A 17358-nucleotide genomic window follows, 5' to 3' on the forward strand; every position below is an offset into this window, starting at 1 on the left:
GAGCGAAATTGCTCAAAAAAATAAGCCCCGACATATATTTGCCAGGGCTTTATTAAAAATTTAAATCTGGATTTTACTGATCCCACCAGAGCTTAGTGTCTCTTGGTACCTCTGTAGGTACATTTGCACCGTTTTTACTTCTTTCGCCTTGCGGATAATCTAACCGACGGATAAAATTAGACAGCACAGCGTTATCCGGTAAGGTAAAATTCTTGTATTTGTAATCGTATCTGCGGGCATCGTTCCAGGCTTCAGGATTCAAATACATTGCAACGTATTTCTCCTTTAAAATCAGGTCTCTTGTTAGTGCCGATGCACCAACGGCAACTCCAGGTTGCGCCAGGTAAGTTGCTTTATCAGTAGCGGCAACCTGCAATTTATCCATGTTGGCAGCAATACCTGCGAGATAAGCTGTATAAGCCCGTGTTGGATTTGTAGCCAATGCTGCTTCAGCTTCTATAAATTTAAGTTCGGCAAAGGTAATCAACAGAATCGGTGCGGTATCGCTTGTCCACGGCGAATTTCTGGAAATGTAACATTCATCTTTTGTGGTATTGCCAGCCGGGCCTTTATTTCCTGCACCATTCACTGTTCCAACATAGGTATTGTTAACCGTACGGTCTGTGATTTTTGCAATTCGTGGATCTGAAATCGCATAAGTTACACCATTCAAATGATCAACAAGTTGTTCGGAAAGCCAGCCGCCTAAAGATTGATTGGCATTGTTAAAAGCGACGGTTGCCCAGAAGTTGCGTAAAACAAAAGTACTCATTCCGGCGTCGTCTGCATTAGAGGTGTAAGAATTATCTAGGGCAGAAAGTACCGCCGCAGGATTATACGTTGCAGTTTTACTTACTTTAAGCAACAATCTTGCTTTTAGCGCATAAGCCGTTTTTAACCATTTTGCTCTTTCATCTGCACCTGCTGTTCCATAAATCAAATCGCTGGTTGCGGCGAGTTTAACTGCCGAGTTTGTTTTGGCCAGTTCAGCTATCGCCTCATCTACCAAAGCCATACTTTGCGTATACACTTCTTGCTGAGTATCGTATTTCGGCCTGAAATTGGTAACGTCAAAATTTTGAGAAAAAGGAACACTTCCCCAAAGATCGTTCGCCATGATCAGATTATAAGCAATTAACACATCGGCTACGCCATTATATTCGCTTGAATTTTGTGTAATGGCCAGTTTTTTCATTTCATTGGCATCGGCCATAGCGAAATATAACGCATCCCAGGTTGAACTAAAATCAATAGATTGGTAAGTATCTCCGGCACCGCTGGCCGCAGGGTTTGCAGTATATTGTACATAAGGTACAATAACGCTACCAACATTGAAATTGTTAACGCCTGCTTTTGTTGTTGATGTTGCCAATAAAGATGCTAAAGTTGGTACAGTTACCTGATTGGGATTATCTGCTAATTTATCAAAATAGCTATCCTTACAACTTTGCAAAGTGACAGTTGCCAGCAAAGCTGCATAAAAAGTATATTTTATAGTTGAGTTCATGATGATTTCTTTTAAAAGCCCACATTAATTGAAAACATGATGGTACGCGCCGATGGATAAGTAAAACCCGCAGAACCATCATTGTTACTTCCTGAATCAAATGAACTCGATTCTGGATCTACGCCATAGTATTTTGTCCACAGCCATAAATTATTTCCGGTTACCGATAGCGAAAGGTTTTTGATTGATTTTGCCGGAAGCCATTTTGCCGGAAGCGCGTATGTTAAACTAGCAGAGCGCAAACGAACCCATGAGGCATCGCTTACGAACGGCTCAGAAACATTTCTGTATAACAGGCGATAGTAACCTTCGCCATAGTTTACACCATCTGGCGCTACACCTTGCCCCATCCAAACTTGTTTGGTATTGGGTTGTCCATTGGCCAATACACCGTCAAAAACCCGGAAACTTCTACGATCTGCAGTATAATCTGGCAAGCCAAATGCAGAGTAAAAATCTTCCAGCCAGTTGTATTTTTCAAAACCTAAACGGGCATCAAACAATACGTTTAAACTAAACTGTTTATAACTGAAAGTATTTCCCAAACCAATAATATAATCTGGCTGCGAATTTCCAAGCAGCTTCTGTTGCCCACCAGAAATTGTAGGGAAACCATTTGCTGCAATCAACAGCGGTAAATTTTTATCAAGAAAAACCGGATCAACTGGCTGACTACCGTAATACCTGTTAAAGTAACTTCCGTAAATATTTCCATATGGCTGCCCTTCAATCAGTTTCATCGTAACGCCGGCATTTCCATAACCACGTGCGGCACCATAAACCAATTCGGTTAATCCGGCAGGCATTGTAAGCACTTTGTTTCGGTTTGCAGATAGGTTCATATTTACATCCCATTTGAAGTTTTGTGAAACGATTGGTTTACCGTTAATAACCAATTCTACACCTCGGTTTCTAATGTCTCCTGCATTAATAAATGTACTTACATAACCCGTAGCAGAAGTAAGCTGCGCTTGAACAATCTGATCTTTACTTAAAGAATAATAATAAGTAAAATCAAAACCTAAGCGGTTTTTGAAAAAACTCATCTCCAAACCGGCTTCATACGTATTGGTAAATTCCGGGCGTAGTTCCGGATTACCGAGTACTGAACCAATGGTTAATCCGGTTGTTCCGGTAGGAAGAGAACCATAATTGGTAAACCCGGAAGATGTCACATATTCTGATGCATCTTTACCAACCTTGGCATAAGACAAACGCAACTTCGCCTGATTGATCACTTCTGGCAATTTGAACTGATCGGAAAATACATAACTTAAACTCGCAGATGGATAAAAGAAAGATCTGTTTTGTTTAGGCAAAGTAGAAGTGATATCATTTCTGCCCGTAAGCGTCAGGAAAAGATAGTTTTTGTAATCAAAAGTTGCCTCACCAAAATAACCTACAAGACGTTTTTCTTTGATGGTTTGAGAAGGCGTAAGTACTTTTGAATTGCCTAGATTAAAGAAATTGTAAATAGAAAGCTGACTTCCAAGTACACCAATGTCTTTTATTCTTCTGTCATAAATTTCTTGTCCTAACCGTACAGTCGCGTTGAGGTCATTTGCAATTTTGGTGTTGAAGGTTGCCAAAAGCGTACTGTTCAGCGTTCTGAATTTGGTATTGTATTCGCCATAAAAACCTTGTTCGTTGTCGTACATCGGCTCTCCAATATACATTGGGCCTCTTGCCGTGCGTACCCGGTTGTCGTTATACGTATCTACACCAAAGCGGTAAGAAAAATTTAACCATTTGGCGGCCTCGTAACCAAAAGTTGCACCACCAATAAAGCGGTTTAGATTTCCCTTTAACTGATTGTTTGCCGTACCCCAGATTGGATTATTTGTACCCAGAAATACCTGTGAACCGTCTGGATTCTGATAATTGGATACATCGTAACGCGGCGACCAATATGCCAGACTTTCTCCGAAACGATCGGCACTATATGTATACCCGCCAGAATTGGTAAAATTCATATTTACCGCTGCTTTAAATTTCGGGCTAATGGTAAAATCTGTATTTAACCTGCCGGAAAAGTTTTTATTATCCGTATTCGGCATCATGCCTTTCTGGTACAACTGTGAAACTGAAGAAAAAAACCGAACCACATCATTACCACCGGCAGCAGAAATAGAGTTTTTAACCTGCTGTCCAGTACCAAATGCCTGGTCATAATTATTGAATAACTGATCCGGATGTGTAGGATCTAACAATTTTGCTTCTGCTATGGTGGGGCCCCAGGCGGGTCCAATTCCTAAAGGTGGATTCGTATAAACCCCAACTATTCCCTGTGTATATTCCGTTTGCACGGCCGGGCTTTTTAAAACCTGATCAAACCCATAGCTGCTATTTAGGTTAATACTCACACCACCTTGTTTACCGCGCTTTGTTGTAATTACAACAACTCCATTTGCACCACGCAAACCATATAAAGCTGTTGCTGCACCACCTTTTAAAATATTGATGGTTTCAATGTCATCCGGATTAATGTCAGATGCCCTGTTGGTTACTCCGCGTGCGCCATAAGCCGTTCCGCCCGGATTTGCGCCAACGGTAGAGGTAGAATTATCAATCTGGATACCATCAATTACATATAATGGATCACTTGGAATATTTGGATCGATTGAATTTATACCCCGAACACGTATGCTTGCGCCCTGACCCGGACCACCACCTGTACTGGATATTGTGGCACCTGCAACTTTACCTTGTAGCGCATTAATTAAATTCGGTTGGTGGTTAAAGTTTAAATCTTCAGATTTTACAGTTTGCGCTGCATAACCCAATGATTTTGCCTGCCGGTTAATGCCCAAAGCAGTAGAAACCATAACTTCTTGCAATTGTTGCGCATCGGTTTGTAGTACAACGTTTATAGTGGTTTTGCCATTCACGTTAACTTCCTGAGCAACGTAGCCCAATAAACTAATGTTTAATGTAGCATTTGCCGATGGAACATCAATAGAAAAATTTCCATTTCCATCGGTGGATGTTCCTTTAGTTGAACCTTTAATTTTGATTGTAGCACCTGGCAATGGCCCTGAATCGTCTGCTGATGTAATTTTTCCCTTAACATTTATTGTTTGGGCATACAGATTCTGCCCCAGAAATAATGTTAGAAGAAAAATTATTGAAGTAAAAATTTTTCTCATGTTAGTAAGATTAGGTTGTTAATAATAGCTGATGCAATATAGCTGATTTGCATGATATTAAGCTGACAAAAGCCTTACGTAACTAAATTTTGATGCTGCTTCAATACATAAAAAAAGCCTTCCCAAAATTCTGGAAAGGCCTAATTAATGATTAATTATAGGAAATATTATTGTTGTACGCCACCCATACCGCCAGCACCTTGTTGCTGATCTTGTTTAATGTCATCATTTTTAATCTTCTTTTTCTCCGTAAATTTCAACTTACCAAAAGAGTAACTGAAGTTTACGCCAAATGAGCGGAGCGGGTAGTAAATGTCCATCGTTTGAAATACTGTACTGGTTCCATTATTTGCGTTGTTAACCGTTTTGATGTGCAAATTTTTGGTAAACGGATTTAAAACGTTAACTCCGATACTTCCTTTTTTATTCAGGATATCTTTCTTAAATGATGCACCGTAGATATAAAAAGGATCTGTATATCCTTGATATGTTCTTCTTTTAGATGTAATCACATTGAATAACTCTGCATTATAACCTTTTCCAAATCCATAAGCCGAACGGAAAAACACACTGTAATTCATAAACGTTCCGGTGCTGATATTTGTTGCATTGTTGGAAACCTCGTACGTATTGGCTGCAAAATTACCCATCACTGTCCACTTTGGTTTGATGTTGTAAGAGCCAAACAAGTTTAATCCATAAGTCTGCGCAGTACCAACGTTAATATAAGTTGTTAACGTTCTGTTGTCAGAACCATTATTTGTAGCCAAAACTGAACTTTCTATTACACCGCCAGTTCTTCTGTAATACACATTTGCACTGATCATTGATCCTTTAATGAACGTTGAATAACCCAGTTCTACGTTGTGGCTTAACTCTGGCGCCAAACGCGGATTACCTTGCTGAATATTATATGGATCGCTGGTATTGCTAAAAGGATTCAGATATGCTTCACTTGGCCTTTGCACGCGTCTGTTATAACTTAGTTTCAATGTGGCACCTTTTTTCATGGTTTGAGAGACCACAAAACTTGGGAATAAATTCAAATAATCATTTTTCTCTACACCTGTATTGTTTAGCGTGTTAAAACTGATTGCTGTATATTCTGCACGCAAACCACCTTTGAATTTAATTTTATTCGTCAGATCGAAACTCAACACTCCATATGCCGCCGCAACATCCTGACTGTAATCGAAATCAGAACCTGTAGCACCTGTTCCGTACTGACTTGTTACATTCCTAAAAATTCCTTTTGCACCGACTTCTAGAATGGTTTTTTTAGAAAAAGGATAAGTATAATCTGTTTGAGCAGTATATTCTTTGTTTTTTACGGTATTGTCACTATTGGTAACTACCTGGTTAACCGGATCGCCTATTGGAGCAAGAATATTGCTAAATGCAGTCGGACTTTGACCCGTAGAAAGCTGGCCGGAAATTGTAAATTCCTCGCCCTCTTTTTTTGAAGTTTTCCGGTAATCCACATTCCAATCTACGTTGCCTCTAGACATATCCATCCTACGGATATTATCAAAATTTAAACCATTAACAGTATACATTCCCGTACCCGGACCTCCATTATAAAAATGATTGTATTTTATTGTAGAGCTAATGTTATTGTAGGCATTAAAATCATAATCAACGCCTAAACTACCGTTATAACCGTCTCTGCTCCATCTGGAAATTCCGTCTTGCCCGATGTTATTAACCGTTGAAGCGCCAGTTTGCGCATTGGTAACCGTTGTATTGTTTACCATAAGCGTTCTGGTATCTTGCGCATAAGCGAAGTTTCCACCAAGAGAGGTATTTACACTTAAACGCCCGCTTTTTGCAGTCAAATTAAATGCACCATTGTTTTGACGCGTACCGGCAGTTGTATTGATTGATCCACTTACGCCTTCTGCATTTGATTTTTTTGTGATGATGTTGATGATACCACCAGAACCTTCTGCATCATATTTTGCCGATGGACTGGTAATTACTTCTACACTTTTGATCTGCTCTGCTGGAATCATTTTCAAAGCATCCGAAACACTTGCAGCCATTGTACCAGAAGGTTTTCCGTTAATCAAAACCCGAACTGAACCGCCTTTTAACTGTACGTTTCCATTCATATCAACAGATAACATTGGCACTTTACGCATTACGTCTGTTGCATCACCACCAGCATTTGTACCATCTGCTTCAGCATTGTATACCATGCGGTCAATTTTATTTTCAATAACCGCTTTAGTGCCTTGTACCTGAACATCAGCAAGTGTATTTTCATTAGATACAATTACAATATTCCCGATGTTCTGATCTGGTTTTTCTGGAGTAGTTGTTACGTTTACAGACTTTGTTTTGTAGCCAATAAACCCAATCATTAACTTATACGCATCCGGCGCTACATTTTGTAAACTCAGTTTTCCTTTTGCATCGGTTACGCCACCGTTTACAGATTTATTTGTTTTGATAGAAATTAAAGAAATTGTAGCGTAATCTATAGGTTGTTTTGTTGCCGAATCTAATATGGTTGCGGTGATTCGCCCCAATACTGCCGGTTTTTTTGCTCCACCACCAAATCCCGTTGGAAACTGCGCCCATGCACCGTAAAACGAAAATAAAAGGAGGATTAAAAGTAGATTTCTTTTCATGTTTAATAGTTAGTCATTTGTTGTTTAGTCTGCACAAGTTGCATTTTGTTACAACTCAAAAAAATATTTTAGTGACAGACTATTTGGTTTCGTCGGCAAAGATGCGAGTTTTATCGGCGAAAACACAAACCTAACAACAATTGACTAATAGAATTTATCTCTATCGCAGAAATAAACCAGAATAAACTTTTAATAAAATATCAGTAAGTAGAAACTAAAATTACCTGTTGGTATTATTTGGACGCGTGTATACCATTTGCATGACGTTAATGTTGCGCATCGCAAATGCCGCTTCGCAATAATTCAAATAATAGTTCCATTTACGCACAAACGTTTCATTAAAACCAAGTGCCTTTACGCGATCGAGGTTTTTATTAAATTCCAGCCACCAAAGGTGAAGAGTTTTGGCATAATCTAATCCCATATCTTTTAAATCTACAAGAGTCAGATCGCCGGTATTGTTAACAGCCTGATTTATGGCCGCCACAGAAGGCAACAAAGAACCAGGGAAAATATGTTTCTGAATCCAATCTACACCGCCACGAAGCTGATCATAACGGCAATCCGGAGACGTAATTACTTGTATTGCAAAAATCCCTTTAGGTTTAAGTAACGATTGGCATTTTTCAAAATAGGTTTCTAAAAACTGATGCCCAACCGCTTCCAGCATTTCTATAGATACAATTTTATCAAAGCGTCCTTCAATTTTTCTATAATCCTGAATAATCACTTCTACTCTATCTTCAAGCTGTTCAGCTTTTACACGTTCCATAGCCATTTTTTGCTGCTCTACAGAAATGGTAACAGAAGTTACTTTACATCCGTAATTTTTGGCCATAAAAATTGCATTGCCACCCCAACCGCTGCCAATTTCCAGTACATGATCTGTAGCTTTCAATTTAAGTTGTTTGGCCAAACGATCGTATTTTGCATATTGCGATTCGAGCAAGCTGGTATGTTCGTTAAAAAAATAACCACTAGAATAGGTCATTGTTTTATCCAAAAATGTAGCGAAAAAATCATTGTTCAAATCGTAATGTTCTGAGATATTTTTTTGTGAACCCGCCAACGTATTTGACCGTCTAACATGATAAAGTTTGTTCACCACTTTAAAAAGATTTAAAGCGAGTGATTTCACTTTGCTCCCACTTACAGACGGTGCATTTTCGATATTCAATATCACCCATTTAATTACATTCGTGATATTTGATGTATCCCAAAGTCCGCTGGTATAACCTTCTCCAAAACCAATATCGCCGTAAAGTGCAATCGATTTAAAAAAATCAGGATGATTAATTTGTATGTTGGCTTCAATTTTATCTTCGCCATTGCCAAACAACAACACTTCTCCGTTGGGCAAAGTGAGTTCCAGTTTGCCCAGGTTCATTTTAGAAAGCGTGTTTAACACAATTCTTTCAAAAAATCCGGTCGACATTTTTGTAGCAGCAATAGTATTCATAAAATTAAGCGTGGTTGTTTTTATATGGTTTATATACGTTGCGTTGCAGCTCTGGGTTTTCGCCTTTTTTGTGAAAATGGATTTTTTTAAGCCACAACCTTAATGCCTGCCAATGAATCATTGCCATAACCTGTAATGGAATAAGTGGGATAGCCATAAAATACCGAAGCAATGCTGCGTTTGTAAGCGCCACTTGTTTTCCTTTTAAGGTGCTGATAAAAAATCGTTTACCTTGTTTGTCCAGATCATCAATCTGTATATCCAAAATATCATTGGGCACAGTTAGTTTGAAATCGAATGCATCATCATGATCAATAAATGGCGAAACATAAAAATATTTGGTCACAATTTTTTTAAACTGATTATTGTGTAAATCGTCCTTTCCAAAGAAAAACAATTTCATTTCGCGATAGGTATTGCTGATTTCTGCTACACAACAAACAATCTGATCTTGCGCATCAAAGCAAAAATAAAATGAAACCGGGTTAAAGTTATACCCCAAAACATTCAGATTGGTTAATAATTTAATGTGAAGATTGGCGCCATCAACTCCATTTTCCTTCAAATAATTGATCAAATGCTGGCGCGTATTTTTGCTCTTGTCTGGCTTTTCCTTAGGAAGCTGCAAATGTTCTGCATCTCTGAAAGAAAAAAGATTGAAACCGTTTAAACTAAATAGCCGTATTTTTTTGTCCAAAACTTCCAGTTCATCCAAATCAATATAAAACATGTAAACCCTGTACCAGAACGAATGCTTTTTGGGCGCAAGGCGATGATGCATTACCTTGGCAACGTATATAGACGATTGTAAATCTGGTTTAGTAGAGCTTTTGGCAAACATGGGGATGCATTAGAAACAGTTTAATTTACGTTTTTGAATCTATATTAAGAAATGTACTGAAAGCTGTTCTGGTTTTTATGAAGACAAGTTGAGGCATTACAACAAGGTTTGGCACAAATCTACCGCACTTTTATAGGCATCTTCATGAAAGCCATATTTAAAATAACTTCCGCAGTAATATACTGGGCCGTTTTCGTTTAATTTATGTAAATCCTCTTGTGCCTGCATTGCCGGAACATCAAATAAGGGATGGTGGTAATCAATTTCTTTAATTACTTTTTCCGGATTAATACTTTCGCTTGGGTTTATAGAAACAAAATAATTTGTTTTTTCTGATACGCCTTGCAAACTATTCATCCAATAAATGGTGCTTGGCAAAAGTTGTTCGCCATTTTTTTCTACGCGATAATTCCAGCTACTCCAGGCCAATCTGGCTTTTGGCATCTGTGCTTCATCGGTATGCACCACAGCTTTGTTTAATTGATATTTAAACTTGGATAATAATGCGTTTTCCAGAGCTGTTTTATCTTGTACAATTTGAAAGGTTTGATCAGCGTGACTGGCCATAATTACCTGATCAAACTGTAAGGTTTCGCCTTTAATGGTTTGCACCTCAACTTTGCCGTTGTCTAATCTTTTAACAGAAATTACTTTACTGTTGGTTCTGATTTTGTGTTTAAACGGTGCAATTAGTTTTTCGCGGTAAGACTGACTTCCATTTTTTAGTGTATACCACTGGTGTTGTGTATTTAAACCTAAAAAGCCATGATTTTTAAAAAACCGGATTAGTGTTACAGCCGGAAAATCTAAAATCTGCTCCATAGGCGCACTCCAAACTGCAGCACTCATCGGAATCAAGTATTGCCACAACATATCTTCACTGTAGCCAAATTTTTTAAAAAACTGGCCCACAGAATAATCCTGATATTCCGGTTTATCTAAAATTTCTACGCTTTGTTGGTTAAACCGGTTAATCTGCATCAACATCTTCAAATAAGAAATATTGAAAATATTCTTGCGCTGAGCGAACAGATGATTTAAACTAGAACCGCTATATTCAAGCTTTTTTGGCAGATATTGTACGCTGAAAGACATATCGGTTTTCATTACCGGTGCATCAATTTCTTTAAATAATTTACACAGGTTTGGATACGTTTCGTAATTAAAAACCATAAATCCAGAATCCAGATAAATTGGTTTTCCGTCTTCTTCTAAAGTGATGGTATTGGTATGCCCGCCAATGTAATCCAGCTCTTCAAAAACTGTAATTTCATATTTATGCTGTAACAAATGGGCGCAACCCATTCCTGCAATTCCTGAACCTATTATGGCAATTGTTTTCATGTTTCGAAATGGAAATTTGAGAAATTAGATGTAAAAAGACTTAACCTTTCGCTTTCGTCTCTACTTTTTGCTAAATAAATAATGACACACCATCCATTCGTTTCCTTTATTGTAGTTAAACAACTCGGCACAAGAAAGATAAAACAAACGCCAATATACCCACCATTTTACGGCCTGTTCTTTGCCATAGGTATTTTCAAGAATAGGCATAATTTCTTTTCTGTGCTTATCCATATTGCTTAACCAGGCTTCAGATGTTTTACCGTAATTTGTTCCGTTAACTACCCAATGTTGATCAATTTTTAAATCGTCATTAAAATAGAAAAACAAATGGTTAGAAGGCATAATACCGCCAGTAAAAAAATATTTGCTCATCCAATCGGTTTCATCAATTACTTCAAACTTGTACGCAAGTGTTTTATGCGTAAAAATATGTACGAACAATTTGCCATCGGGTTTTAAAAAACCATTTACTTTTGCCAGCAACAATTGGTAATTGCGCATGTGTTCAAACATTTCTACAGATACCACACGATCAAACTTATCGGCAATGCTGAACGTATTCATATCTGCGGTAAGCACAGTTAAGTTTTGTATGCCGCGTTGTTTTGCTGCGTTATCAATATAAAGTTTCTGTGTTGCAGAGTTGGATACAACGGTAAAAGTACTTGAAGGAAATTTTGCAGACATGTACAACGACAGAGAACCCCAGCCGCAACCCAATTCCAATACATTTTGTCCGTTTTGCAAATCGGCTCTTTTACAGGTTAACGCAAGCATATCATCTTCAGATGTATCGATATCTTTTACGCCGGCCTTCCAGTAACCGCTGCTGTACTTTAAATTTTTCCCCAAACAATACTGGAAAAATTCAGTCGGCAATTCGTAATGCTGCTCATTTGCATCCGCTGTATTTACAGCGATATCGGAAGATTTTAGCTCTGCAATCAAATCCATAAACTTCTCTTGTTGCAATTCTTCATTGCCCAGAGTTTCATCCTCTAAACGTTGTTTAAGTAATTTACGGATTCCCATACGCAGCGCTGCATCAGGAAGTTTATCGTTTTCTAAAAGTTTATCGTACCACATAAAATTGAGTCGTAAAAATGGAATGGAAAAAAGAGTTTAATTATTGTAAACTGGCTAATGTACGTGAGATGCAGAGCTCTGGATTTTTGCATCCAGGGCTTTGTTATGCTATTTTTTAGCCCAGGGAAAAAAAGCACTTGTACTTCGCTGGTATTCTTTATACGCATCTGGCTTACTTCTAAGGTTTTGCTCTTCATTATTTGGCACACCGGTAACGCGAGTAAGTAAATAATAAATTATAGCCGGACTAACCACTGCCAAAATTCCCCACGGAGAAGACAAAGCGAAAATAAAATAAGCCATCCAGCCAAGCCATTCAAAAAAATAATTTGGGTGGCGACTGTAATACCAGAGCCCAGTTTGGCAAACCTTCCCTTTATTGTCTGGGTTTTTCTTAAATGCCGCGAGTTGCCTGTCGGCAATCATCTCACCAATAAAAGCAATGGTCCAAATGATTAAACCTGCAATCTCCCAAACAGAAATTTGCGGATCTGTATTGGCCGTTATAATAAAAAAAGGAATGGCCAGAATGACATTAGAAATGGCCTGAAACTGGAAAAACCAAAAGAAATTTCGGTCGGCCTTTTCGCCCCACTCGCTTCGCAATTGTTTGTATCGCCCTTCTTCTTCATCAATATGGCCAATAACACGTTGCCAAAGGTGTAAGCCCAGGCGCAATTCGGCCAATAAAAACATACCGCAAATCAGCAGCTTTCGCAGTTCAAAACCATCCGACAGGAAAAATGTGATTAAAGTGATTACGGGGAAATTGAGTGCCCAAAAAACATCTACAATACCGGCATTATTGATTTTTTTGGCCCATAACCAAACCAAAAACATAATTAAGCAGCATGCAATTAATGAAAGAAGCGCAATATAAAATGGCATAATTTTCTGATTTAAAACATTGGAAACTGCTGGCAAAGCTGCACTAACCCAACACCCTAAACCTTAGCCAGCAAGTCTTCAACACCTTCGCCATGTTTTAGTTTGAAGAGTTTCAACAAAACATAGCCCAAAGTGCCAATGCTACCCAGACATACGAATAAAATTAGCCAAACGATTTTAGCGAAAACGTTTTTCTCTTTATAAAACATCCAAAGACTGATCATGAAGATGTTGGCATAAAAATCCCAAAGGGTGGCGCGCATCCAAGGAATGCTGCCTAGAAAATCCCATTGTTCAAACAGATTGCTTTCTAAACTGGTCGCAATCACTTTGTAACACATAAACAGGAAAAGGGCGGAAAAAATTACTTTTAGAGATGTAATCATAACAAAATGGGGATTATATGAAATTCATTTATAACAATCGTATTCGAAAATCAGGTTTCTCCTTAATCGGCAAATTTGCCCCGCTTTCCCTACAAGCCCAATAAAAATTGGGGCTTTTGGTACAATCGGGTTTAAAAAACAAAACTCCGGCTCTTTTAGGTAAAAGCCAGAGCGTTTAAAAACCTACTGTATTTTTCTGATTTTTATAATGCGCATCCAGTGCAACACTTTCATTACCGGATACGTTGGATCAAACTCCCACCATTTAGTAGCAAAATTTGGGCTGTTCGGTTTCTTGTGGTGGTTGTTCTGAAACAACTCGCCCATCAAAAGGAAATCCCACGGTAAAGAGTTTTTACTATGGTCTTCATTATCGTGGTTAGAATAACCGTACTTATGCCCACACCAGTTTACAATTGCACCGTGCAACGGTCCCATTAAAAAATGAACAGGCAAAAGCAAATACATCCACCAGTAATTGGCAAAAGCAACGTAAAAACCAATGTAAAACAAACCACATCCAATTCTCCAGATCCAGGAATCGCCAATACGATCTATTAAAGGCCACTCAGGATAATTGCCGCGAAAAGCAGGTTCTGGCTCTATCTTAAAATGCAGATAGTTCATGTACATGTTTTTTGTAGCGATCATCATTCCAAATACATCTTTAAAGAAATGTGGAGAATGCGGATCTTTTTCGGTATCGCTATATGCGTGGTGCATACGGTGTAAAATTGCATAAGCTCTCGGATTTAAAAAAGATGATCCCTGAGAGAAAAGCAAAACAAGGTAAAAGAATTTTTCCCAGAATGGCTCCATTTTAAACATCTTATGCGATGAATACCGATGTAAAAAAAAGGTTTGGCTAAACAGAGATAGAAACCAGTGTGCCAAGAAAAAAATTAAAATTACCATGTGTGTTTTTGTATAAGTATAAACGGTTTTTCTACCCGTTCAGTTTTCCTGTATCGTCTTTTGCTGGCAATTACCCCCAATTGCCAGAACGATTTAAAAAGAGGCACGACAGATTTTCTGCCGTGCCTGCTTTCTTATGTATTATAACGTACTATCTTCCGAAATCGTCTTGTACGCGTACAATATCACTTTCATCTGACGGGTTTGAAGCATCTGTATGTTGCCAGATTTCGGCTACAACGCCCCAATCTTCTAAACCGATTAAACGGTGACGTTCGCCTTGTTGCAATTTGATCTGGTCTTTCGGACCATAAGTTTTCACTTCACCTTCTTCATCAGTTTCACTTGTTTTGATCCCTACAGTACCGTTAACCACTTGCCAGATTTCTGCTCTGCGGTGGTGGTATTGCCAGGATAAACGTGTGTTAGGTGCAACAATTAGAATTTTAGGACTTAATTTGCCACCAATTTTAAGATCTTCTACGTTTAATCCGTCAAAATAAGTATCTGCAAATTGTTGAGCCTGTTCCTCATCAATTACAAAAAAACCTCCCCATGGGCGGGTTTCATCGCGGTTTACAACGTTAAAGCCTTCAATGTTTAAACGTTGGGCAACGCTTTCGAATATTTCTTTTTTATCGTTCATCATCGGTAAAATCTCTATTTTCTAATGGTTATTTAAGGTTTTGGGCTATTTAATTTCTCCAAGGGGTTTAACAATTCGGGCAAAAATAACGCTAATAAATTAAAAAAAGACACCTAAGAATTTTATTTTTTCCTGCACTATCCGGAATACTTTTAAAAGCGTAGACACTGAACAGCTGTGCCAGTACTTAGAGCGAAACATCTGTTTAACACATCCACATTTTACACGCAGTAGCCTAAACTTAATCAATTATCGTTTAGGTGTACTTTCAACTTATCATTCAAATTTTTATCACGTAAAATATTGATGAAGTTCCTTGCTCAGTACTAAAAGTAATTGTTCTGGTTTTTCTTCTTCATTGTAGGAAAATTCATTAATTTGGTTTTCAAAATTTAGTTTTTCCCAGTTATCAATATACTGCTGTAAATGTTGCAGTACTGTATTTAAGTTCTCTTTCCAATCATCTGATTCCCGCATTTTAACCTGTAGAGAAAGCGCCGCAATGTGCCCGTTAATTTGGTAGCAAATCCGTTGAATGTGCAACAAACTTCTAATATCTACCTTAGAAGAATGCGGTTCTTTTTTTAACGATTGTATAGCTTCTGCCAGTGCGGCAAATTGTAAATACGCAGCCTTTCTGGCCAACCTTACCTGATGAATGTCTTTTTCATCTTCTGCCTCCATCACTCTAAGTAAGTAATCGCGATTTGCAGAAACGGTAGCGCGAATCAGTTTTTTTAATCTCGGGGTTTCCCAGATTGGAAAGAGAAATGCAGCCGCAAAAGAAAGTACACAACCCAGAACGGTAAAAATTAGCCGGTCGCCAATGATTAGTAACAGATCTCCCCGATAAACATTTAAACATAAAACCACCATTACGGTTACACAAACCACACTAAAAGTATATTGCGTACGATTAAAAATAAAAAAACCAAGTAGAGCCAATACTCCGATCCACAATTGTGGCACCTCGCCTGGTAAAACATACACCAGCAAAACACCTGTTAACAAACCCAAAAGTGTACCTCTCAAACGCTGGCCATTGCGCTTGTGTGTTAAACCAAAACTTGGCCTGTTTACAATCATAATGGTTAATAAAAGCCAGTAAGTGTAATGTGTAGAGGGCAGCCAACGGTTTAAAACTACGGCAATAAGGCATAAAACAGACAACCTTAATGCAAACCTGAATGTTGGCATCTCTAGCGAAAATTGTGGCTTAACTGTAGACCAGGAGAAGTTTTGTTCTGATAGAAAATCCCTGTAATCAACCTCGTTTTCTAAATTGTCTTGCGCCCGTGTATCCGTAACTGGTTCGTCTAATTGCCGCACCAACAAGACAATATTATCCAGGTTTTCCTGAATGTTTTTTAACAAAGAAAAATGTTTGCCGGAAACAATTGCCATAAAAGCACTGCGACTTGTCTCAAACTCTGCAGATAATATGGGTAAGCTGGATTTTTTCGGGTTTAAAAAACGCGTACTGCAACGGTCTAAAGCATCTGCCAGTTCGGCAATCATTTTACGCACCAGATGCAAAGCTTTTACATCGCTAAGTACTTTTCTAAGTTGTGCATAATCGTGATGTATCGCCGCCACTTGTTCGTATAAATCTATCGTATCTTGCCCAACGCGTAGCAAACGTTTTCCCGTTTCATTATCACCGCGCATAGACAATTTATCCCGCAGCAATAAATTGCGCATTAACTCTTGCCGGGCATTTAATTTCAGGTGCAACAGAATATTTTGCTCTTCAAAATCATCCAGTTCAACCTGCGGATTATATGCTTTCTCTCGTACGCGGAGTAAAGCTGCAGTTCCGCTTAAACATTCGAATATCGCATGGTGAATAGAGCGATAAGGCCAGATCCAAACTTGAACCAAACTGATCAGGTAGTACCAAATACTGCCCAACAAAATGTAAAAAGTAAACAATAAAGGATTGGCGGGCCGCAAACCCAAAATAAAGATGGCCAGAACCGTACTCATTAAACCAATCAATCCAAGCCTCGCACCCAATACACCAAACATGGCGAAAACGAAAGTGAATACCACAATGCAACATGCTGCAATAAGCGGAATAGGTAAAGTGAACGTAGTAATTAACGAAACCAGTAGAAAAAGTACGATGCTTATTACAGCACTCCGAAATTTATCGCCTCTATTTCCGGGCAAATCCGTTAGTCCAATTAGCAAAGTTCCTACGCCTACGCCAACTGCCATTAAAGGAAAGTGAAAATAAAAAAGTAACGATACCGGAACGACAATAGCCAGCGTGTTTCTGATTCCGTCTGTAAAATATTCACTAAACAAACGCTGTACTACTTTTGTCCAAACTTTGTTAATGAAATTTTTGGCTAAAGGATAATTTTTATTGGCGACAGACATGGATTGCAAAATTAATGAAATATTATGGATATGCTCTTTAAAGAAAAAATCATCAACTCTTAGCAAGAATAACTGGCATTATAGAAAACCACAAAAAAGGCCCTAAACACAACTTAAAG

Annotated in this window: 12 protein-coding genes; all 12 read right to left on the bottom strand. The window is 38.4% G+C overall.

Annotation, left to right across the window (positions count from 1 at the left end):
- Positions 1-73: 73 nt before the first annotated feature.
- Positions 74-1507, bottom strand: coding sequence for a SusD/RagB family nutrient-binding outer membrane lipoprotein (locus ACJVDH_RS15815; RefSeq protein ID WP_443944373.1), 1434 nt, complete (start codon positions 1505-1507; stop codon positions 74-76).
- Positions 1508-1518: 11 nt separating this feature from the next.
- Complete coding sequence (locus ACJVDH_RS15820) at positions 1519-4653, bottom strand: SusC/RagA family TonB-linked outer membrane protein (protein WP_443944374.1); 3135 nt, start codon at positions 4651-4653, stop codon at positions 1519-1521.
- A 167-nt stretch (positions 4654-4820) separates the two neighbouring features.
- On the bottom strand, positions 4821-7286 hold the full coding sequence (locus ACJVDH_RS15825) for a TonB-dependent receptor domain-containing protein (RefSeq protein ID WP_443944375.1): 2466 nt from the start codon (positions 7284-7286) through the stop codon (positions 4821-4823).
- Positions 7287-7506: 220 nt separating this feature from the next.
- Positions 7507-8745: a class I SAM-dependent methyltransferase gene (locus ACJVDH_RS15830; RefSeq protein ID WP_443944376.1), complete on the bottom strand. Its 1239-nt coding sequence runs from the start codon at positions 8743-8745 to the stop codon at positions 7507-7509.
- Between the two features lie 4 nt (positions 8746-8749).
- The gene (locus tag ACJVDH_RS15835; RefSeq protein ID WP_443944377.1) at positions 8750-9586 is read right to left on the bottom strand and encodes a DUF1365 domain-containing protein; all 837 of its coding nucleotides are present in this window, start codon (positions 9584-9586) and stop codon (positions 8750-8752) included.
- A 96-nt stretch (positions 9587-9682) separates the two neighbouring features.
- Entirely contained in the window at positions 9683-10930 is a 1248-nt protein-coding gene (locus tag ACJVDH_RS15840; RefSeq protein WP_443944378.1) for an NAD(P)/FAD-dependent oxidoreductase, read from the bottom strand.
- Positions 10931-10990: 60 nt separating this feature from the next.
- Complete coding sequence (locus ACJVDH_RS15845) at positions 10991-12019, bottom strand: SAM-dependent methyltransferase (protein WP_443944379.1); 1029 nt, start codon at positions 12017-12019, stop codon at positions 10991-10993.
- A gap of 108 nt (positions 12020-12127) precedes the next feature.
- The gene (locus ACJVDH_RS15850) at positions 12128-12907 is read right to left on the bottom strand and encodes a DUF1295 domain-containing protein (RefSeq protein ID WP_443944380.1); all 780 of its coding nucleotides are present in this window, start codon (positions 12905-12907) and stop codon (positions 12128-12130) included.
- Between the two features lie 56 nt (positions 12908-12963).
- Complete coding sequence (locus tag ACJVDH_RS15855; RefSeq protein WP_443944381.1) at positions 12964-13293, bottom strand: DUF1475 family protein; 330 nt, start codon at positions 13291-13293, stop codon at positions 12964-12966.
- 183 nt (positions 13294-13476) lie between these two features.
- Positions 13477-14208, bottom strand: a complete 732-nt coding sequence (locus tag ACJVDH_RS15860; protein ID WP_443944382.1) for an acyl-CoA desaturase — start codon at positions 14206-14208, stop codon at positions 13477-13479.
- 151 nt (positions 14209-14359) lie between these two features.
- The gene (locus ACJVDH_RS15865; protein ID WP_443944383.1) at positions 14360-14857 is read right to left on the bottom strand and encodes a phosphoheptose isomerase; all 498 of its coding nucleotides are present in this window, start codon (positions 14855-14857) and stop codon (positions 14360-14362) included.
- Between the two features lie 288 nt (positions 14858-15145).
- Positions 15146-17239, bottom strand: a complete 2094-nt coding sequence (locus ACJVDH_RS15870) for an FUSC family membrane protein (RefSeq protein ID WP_443944384.1) — start codon at positions 17237-17239, stop codon at positions 15146-15148.
- Between the last annotated feature and the right edge of the window lie 119 nt (positions 17240-17358).

Source organism: Pedobacter terrestris (assembly GCF_052343045.1).
GTDB lineage: Bacteria > Bacteroidota > Bacteroidia > Sphingobacteriales > Sphingobacteriaceae > Pedobacter.

Bases quoted from the DNA above. Each gene is read 5' to 3' on its own strand.
- ACJVDH_RS15825 (WP_443944375.1), bottom strand. From the start codon at position 7,286: ATGAAAAGAAATCTACTTTTAATCCTCCTTTTATTTTCGTTTTACGGT.
- ACJVDH_RS15835 (WP_443944377.1), bottom strand. From the start codon at position 9,586: ATGTTTGCCAAAAGCTCTACTAAACCAGATTTACAATCGTCTATATAC.
- ACJVDH_RS15860 (WP_443944382.1), bottom strand. From the start codon at position 14,208: ATGGTAATTTTAATTTTTTTCTTGGCACACTGGTTTCTATCTCTGTTT.
- ACJVDH_RS15820 (WP_443944374.1), bottom strand. From the start codon at position 4,653: ATGAGAAAAATTTTTACTTCAATAATTTTTCTTCTAACATTATTTCTG.
- ACJVDH_RS15855 (WP_443944381.1), bottom strand. From the start codon at position 13,293: ATGATTACATCTCTAAAAGTAATTTTTTCCGCCCTTTTCCTGTTTATG.
- ACJVDH_RS15815 (WP_443944373.1), bottom strand. From the start codon at position 1,507: ATGAACTCAACTATAAAATATACTTTTTATGCAGCTTTGCTGGCAACT.
- ACJVDH_RS15850 (WP_443944380.1), bottom strand. From the start codon at position 12,907: ATGCCATTTTATATTGCGCTTCTTTCATTAATTGCATGCTGCTTAATT.
- ACJVDH_RS15840 (WP_443944378.1), bottom strand. From the start codon at position 10,930: ATGAAAACAATTGCCATAATAGGTTCAGGAATTGCAGGAATGGGTTGC.
- ACJVDH_RS15870 (WP_443944384.1), bottom strand. From the start codon at position 17,239: ATGTCTGTCGCCAATAAAAATTATCCTTTAGCCAAAAATTTCATTAAC.
- ACJVDH_RS15830 (WP_443944376.1), bottom strand. From the start codon at position 8,745: ATGAATACTATTGCTGCTACAAAAATGTCGACCGGATTTTTTGAAAGA.
- ACJVDH_RS15865 (WP_443944383.1), bottom strand. From the start codon at position 14,857: ATGATGAACGATAAAAAAGAAATATTCGAAAGCGTTGCCCAACGTTTA.
- ACJVDH_RS15845 (WP_443944379.1), bottom strand. From the start codon at position 12,019: ATGTGGTACGATAAACTTTTAGAAAACGATAAACTTCCTGATGCAGCG.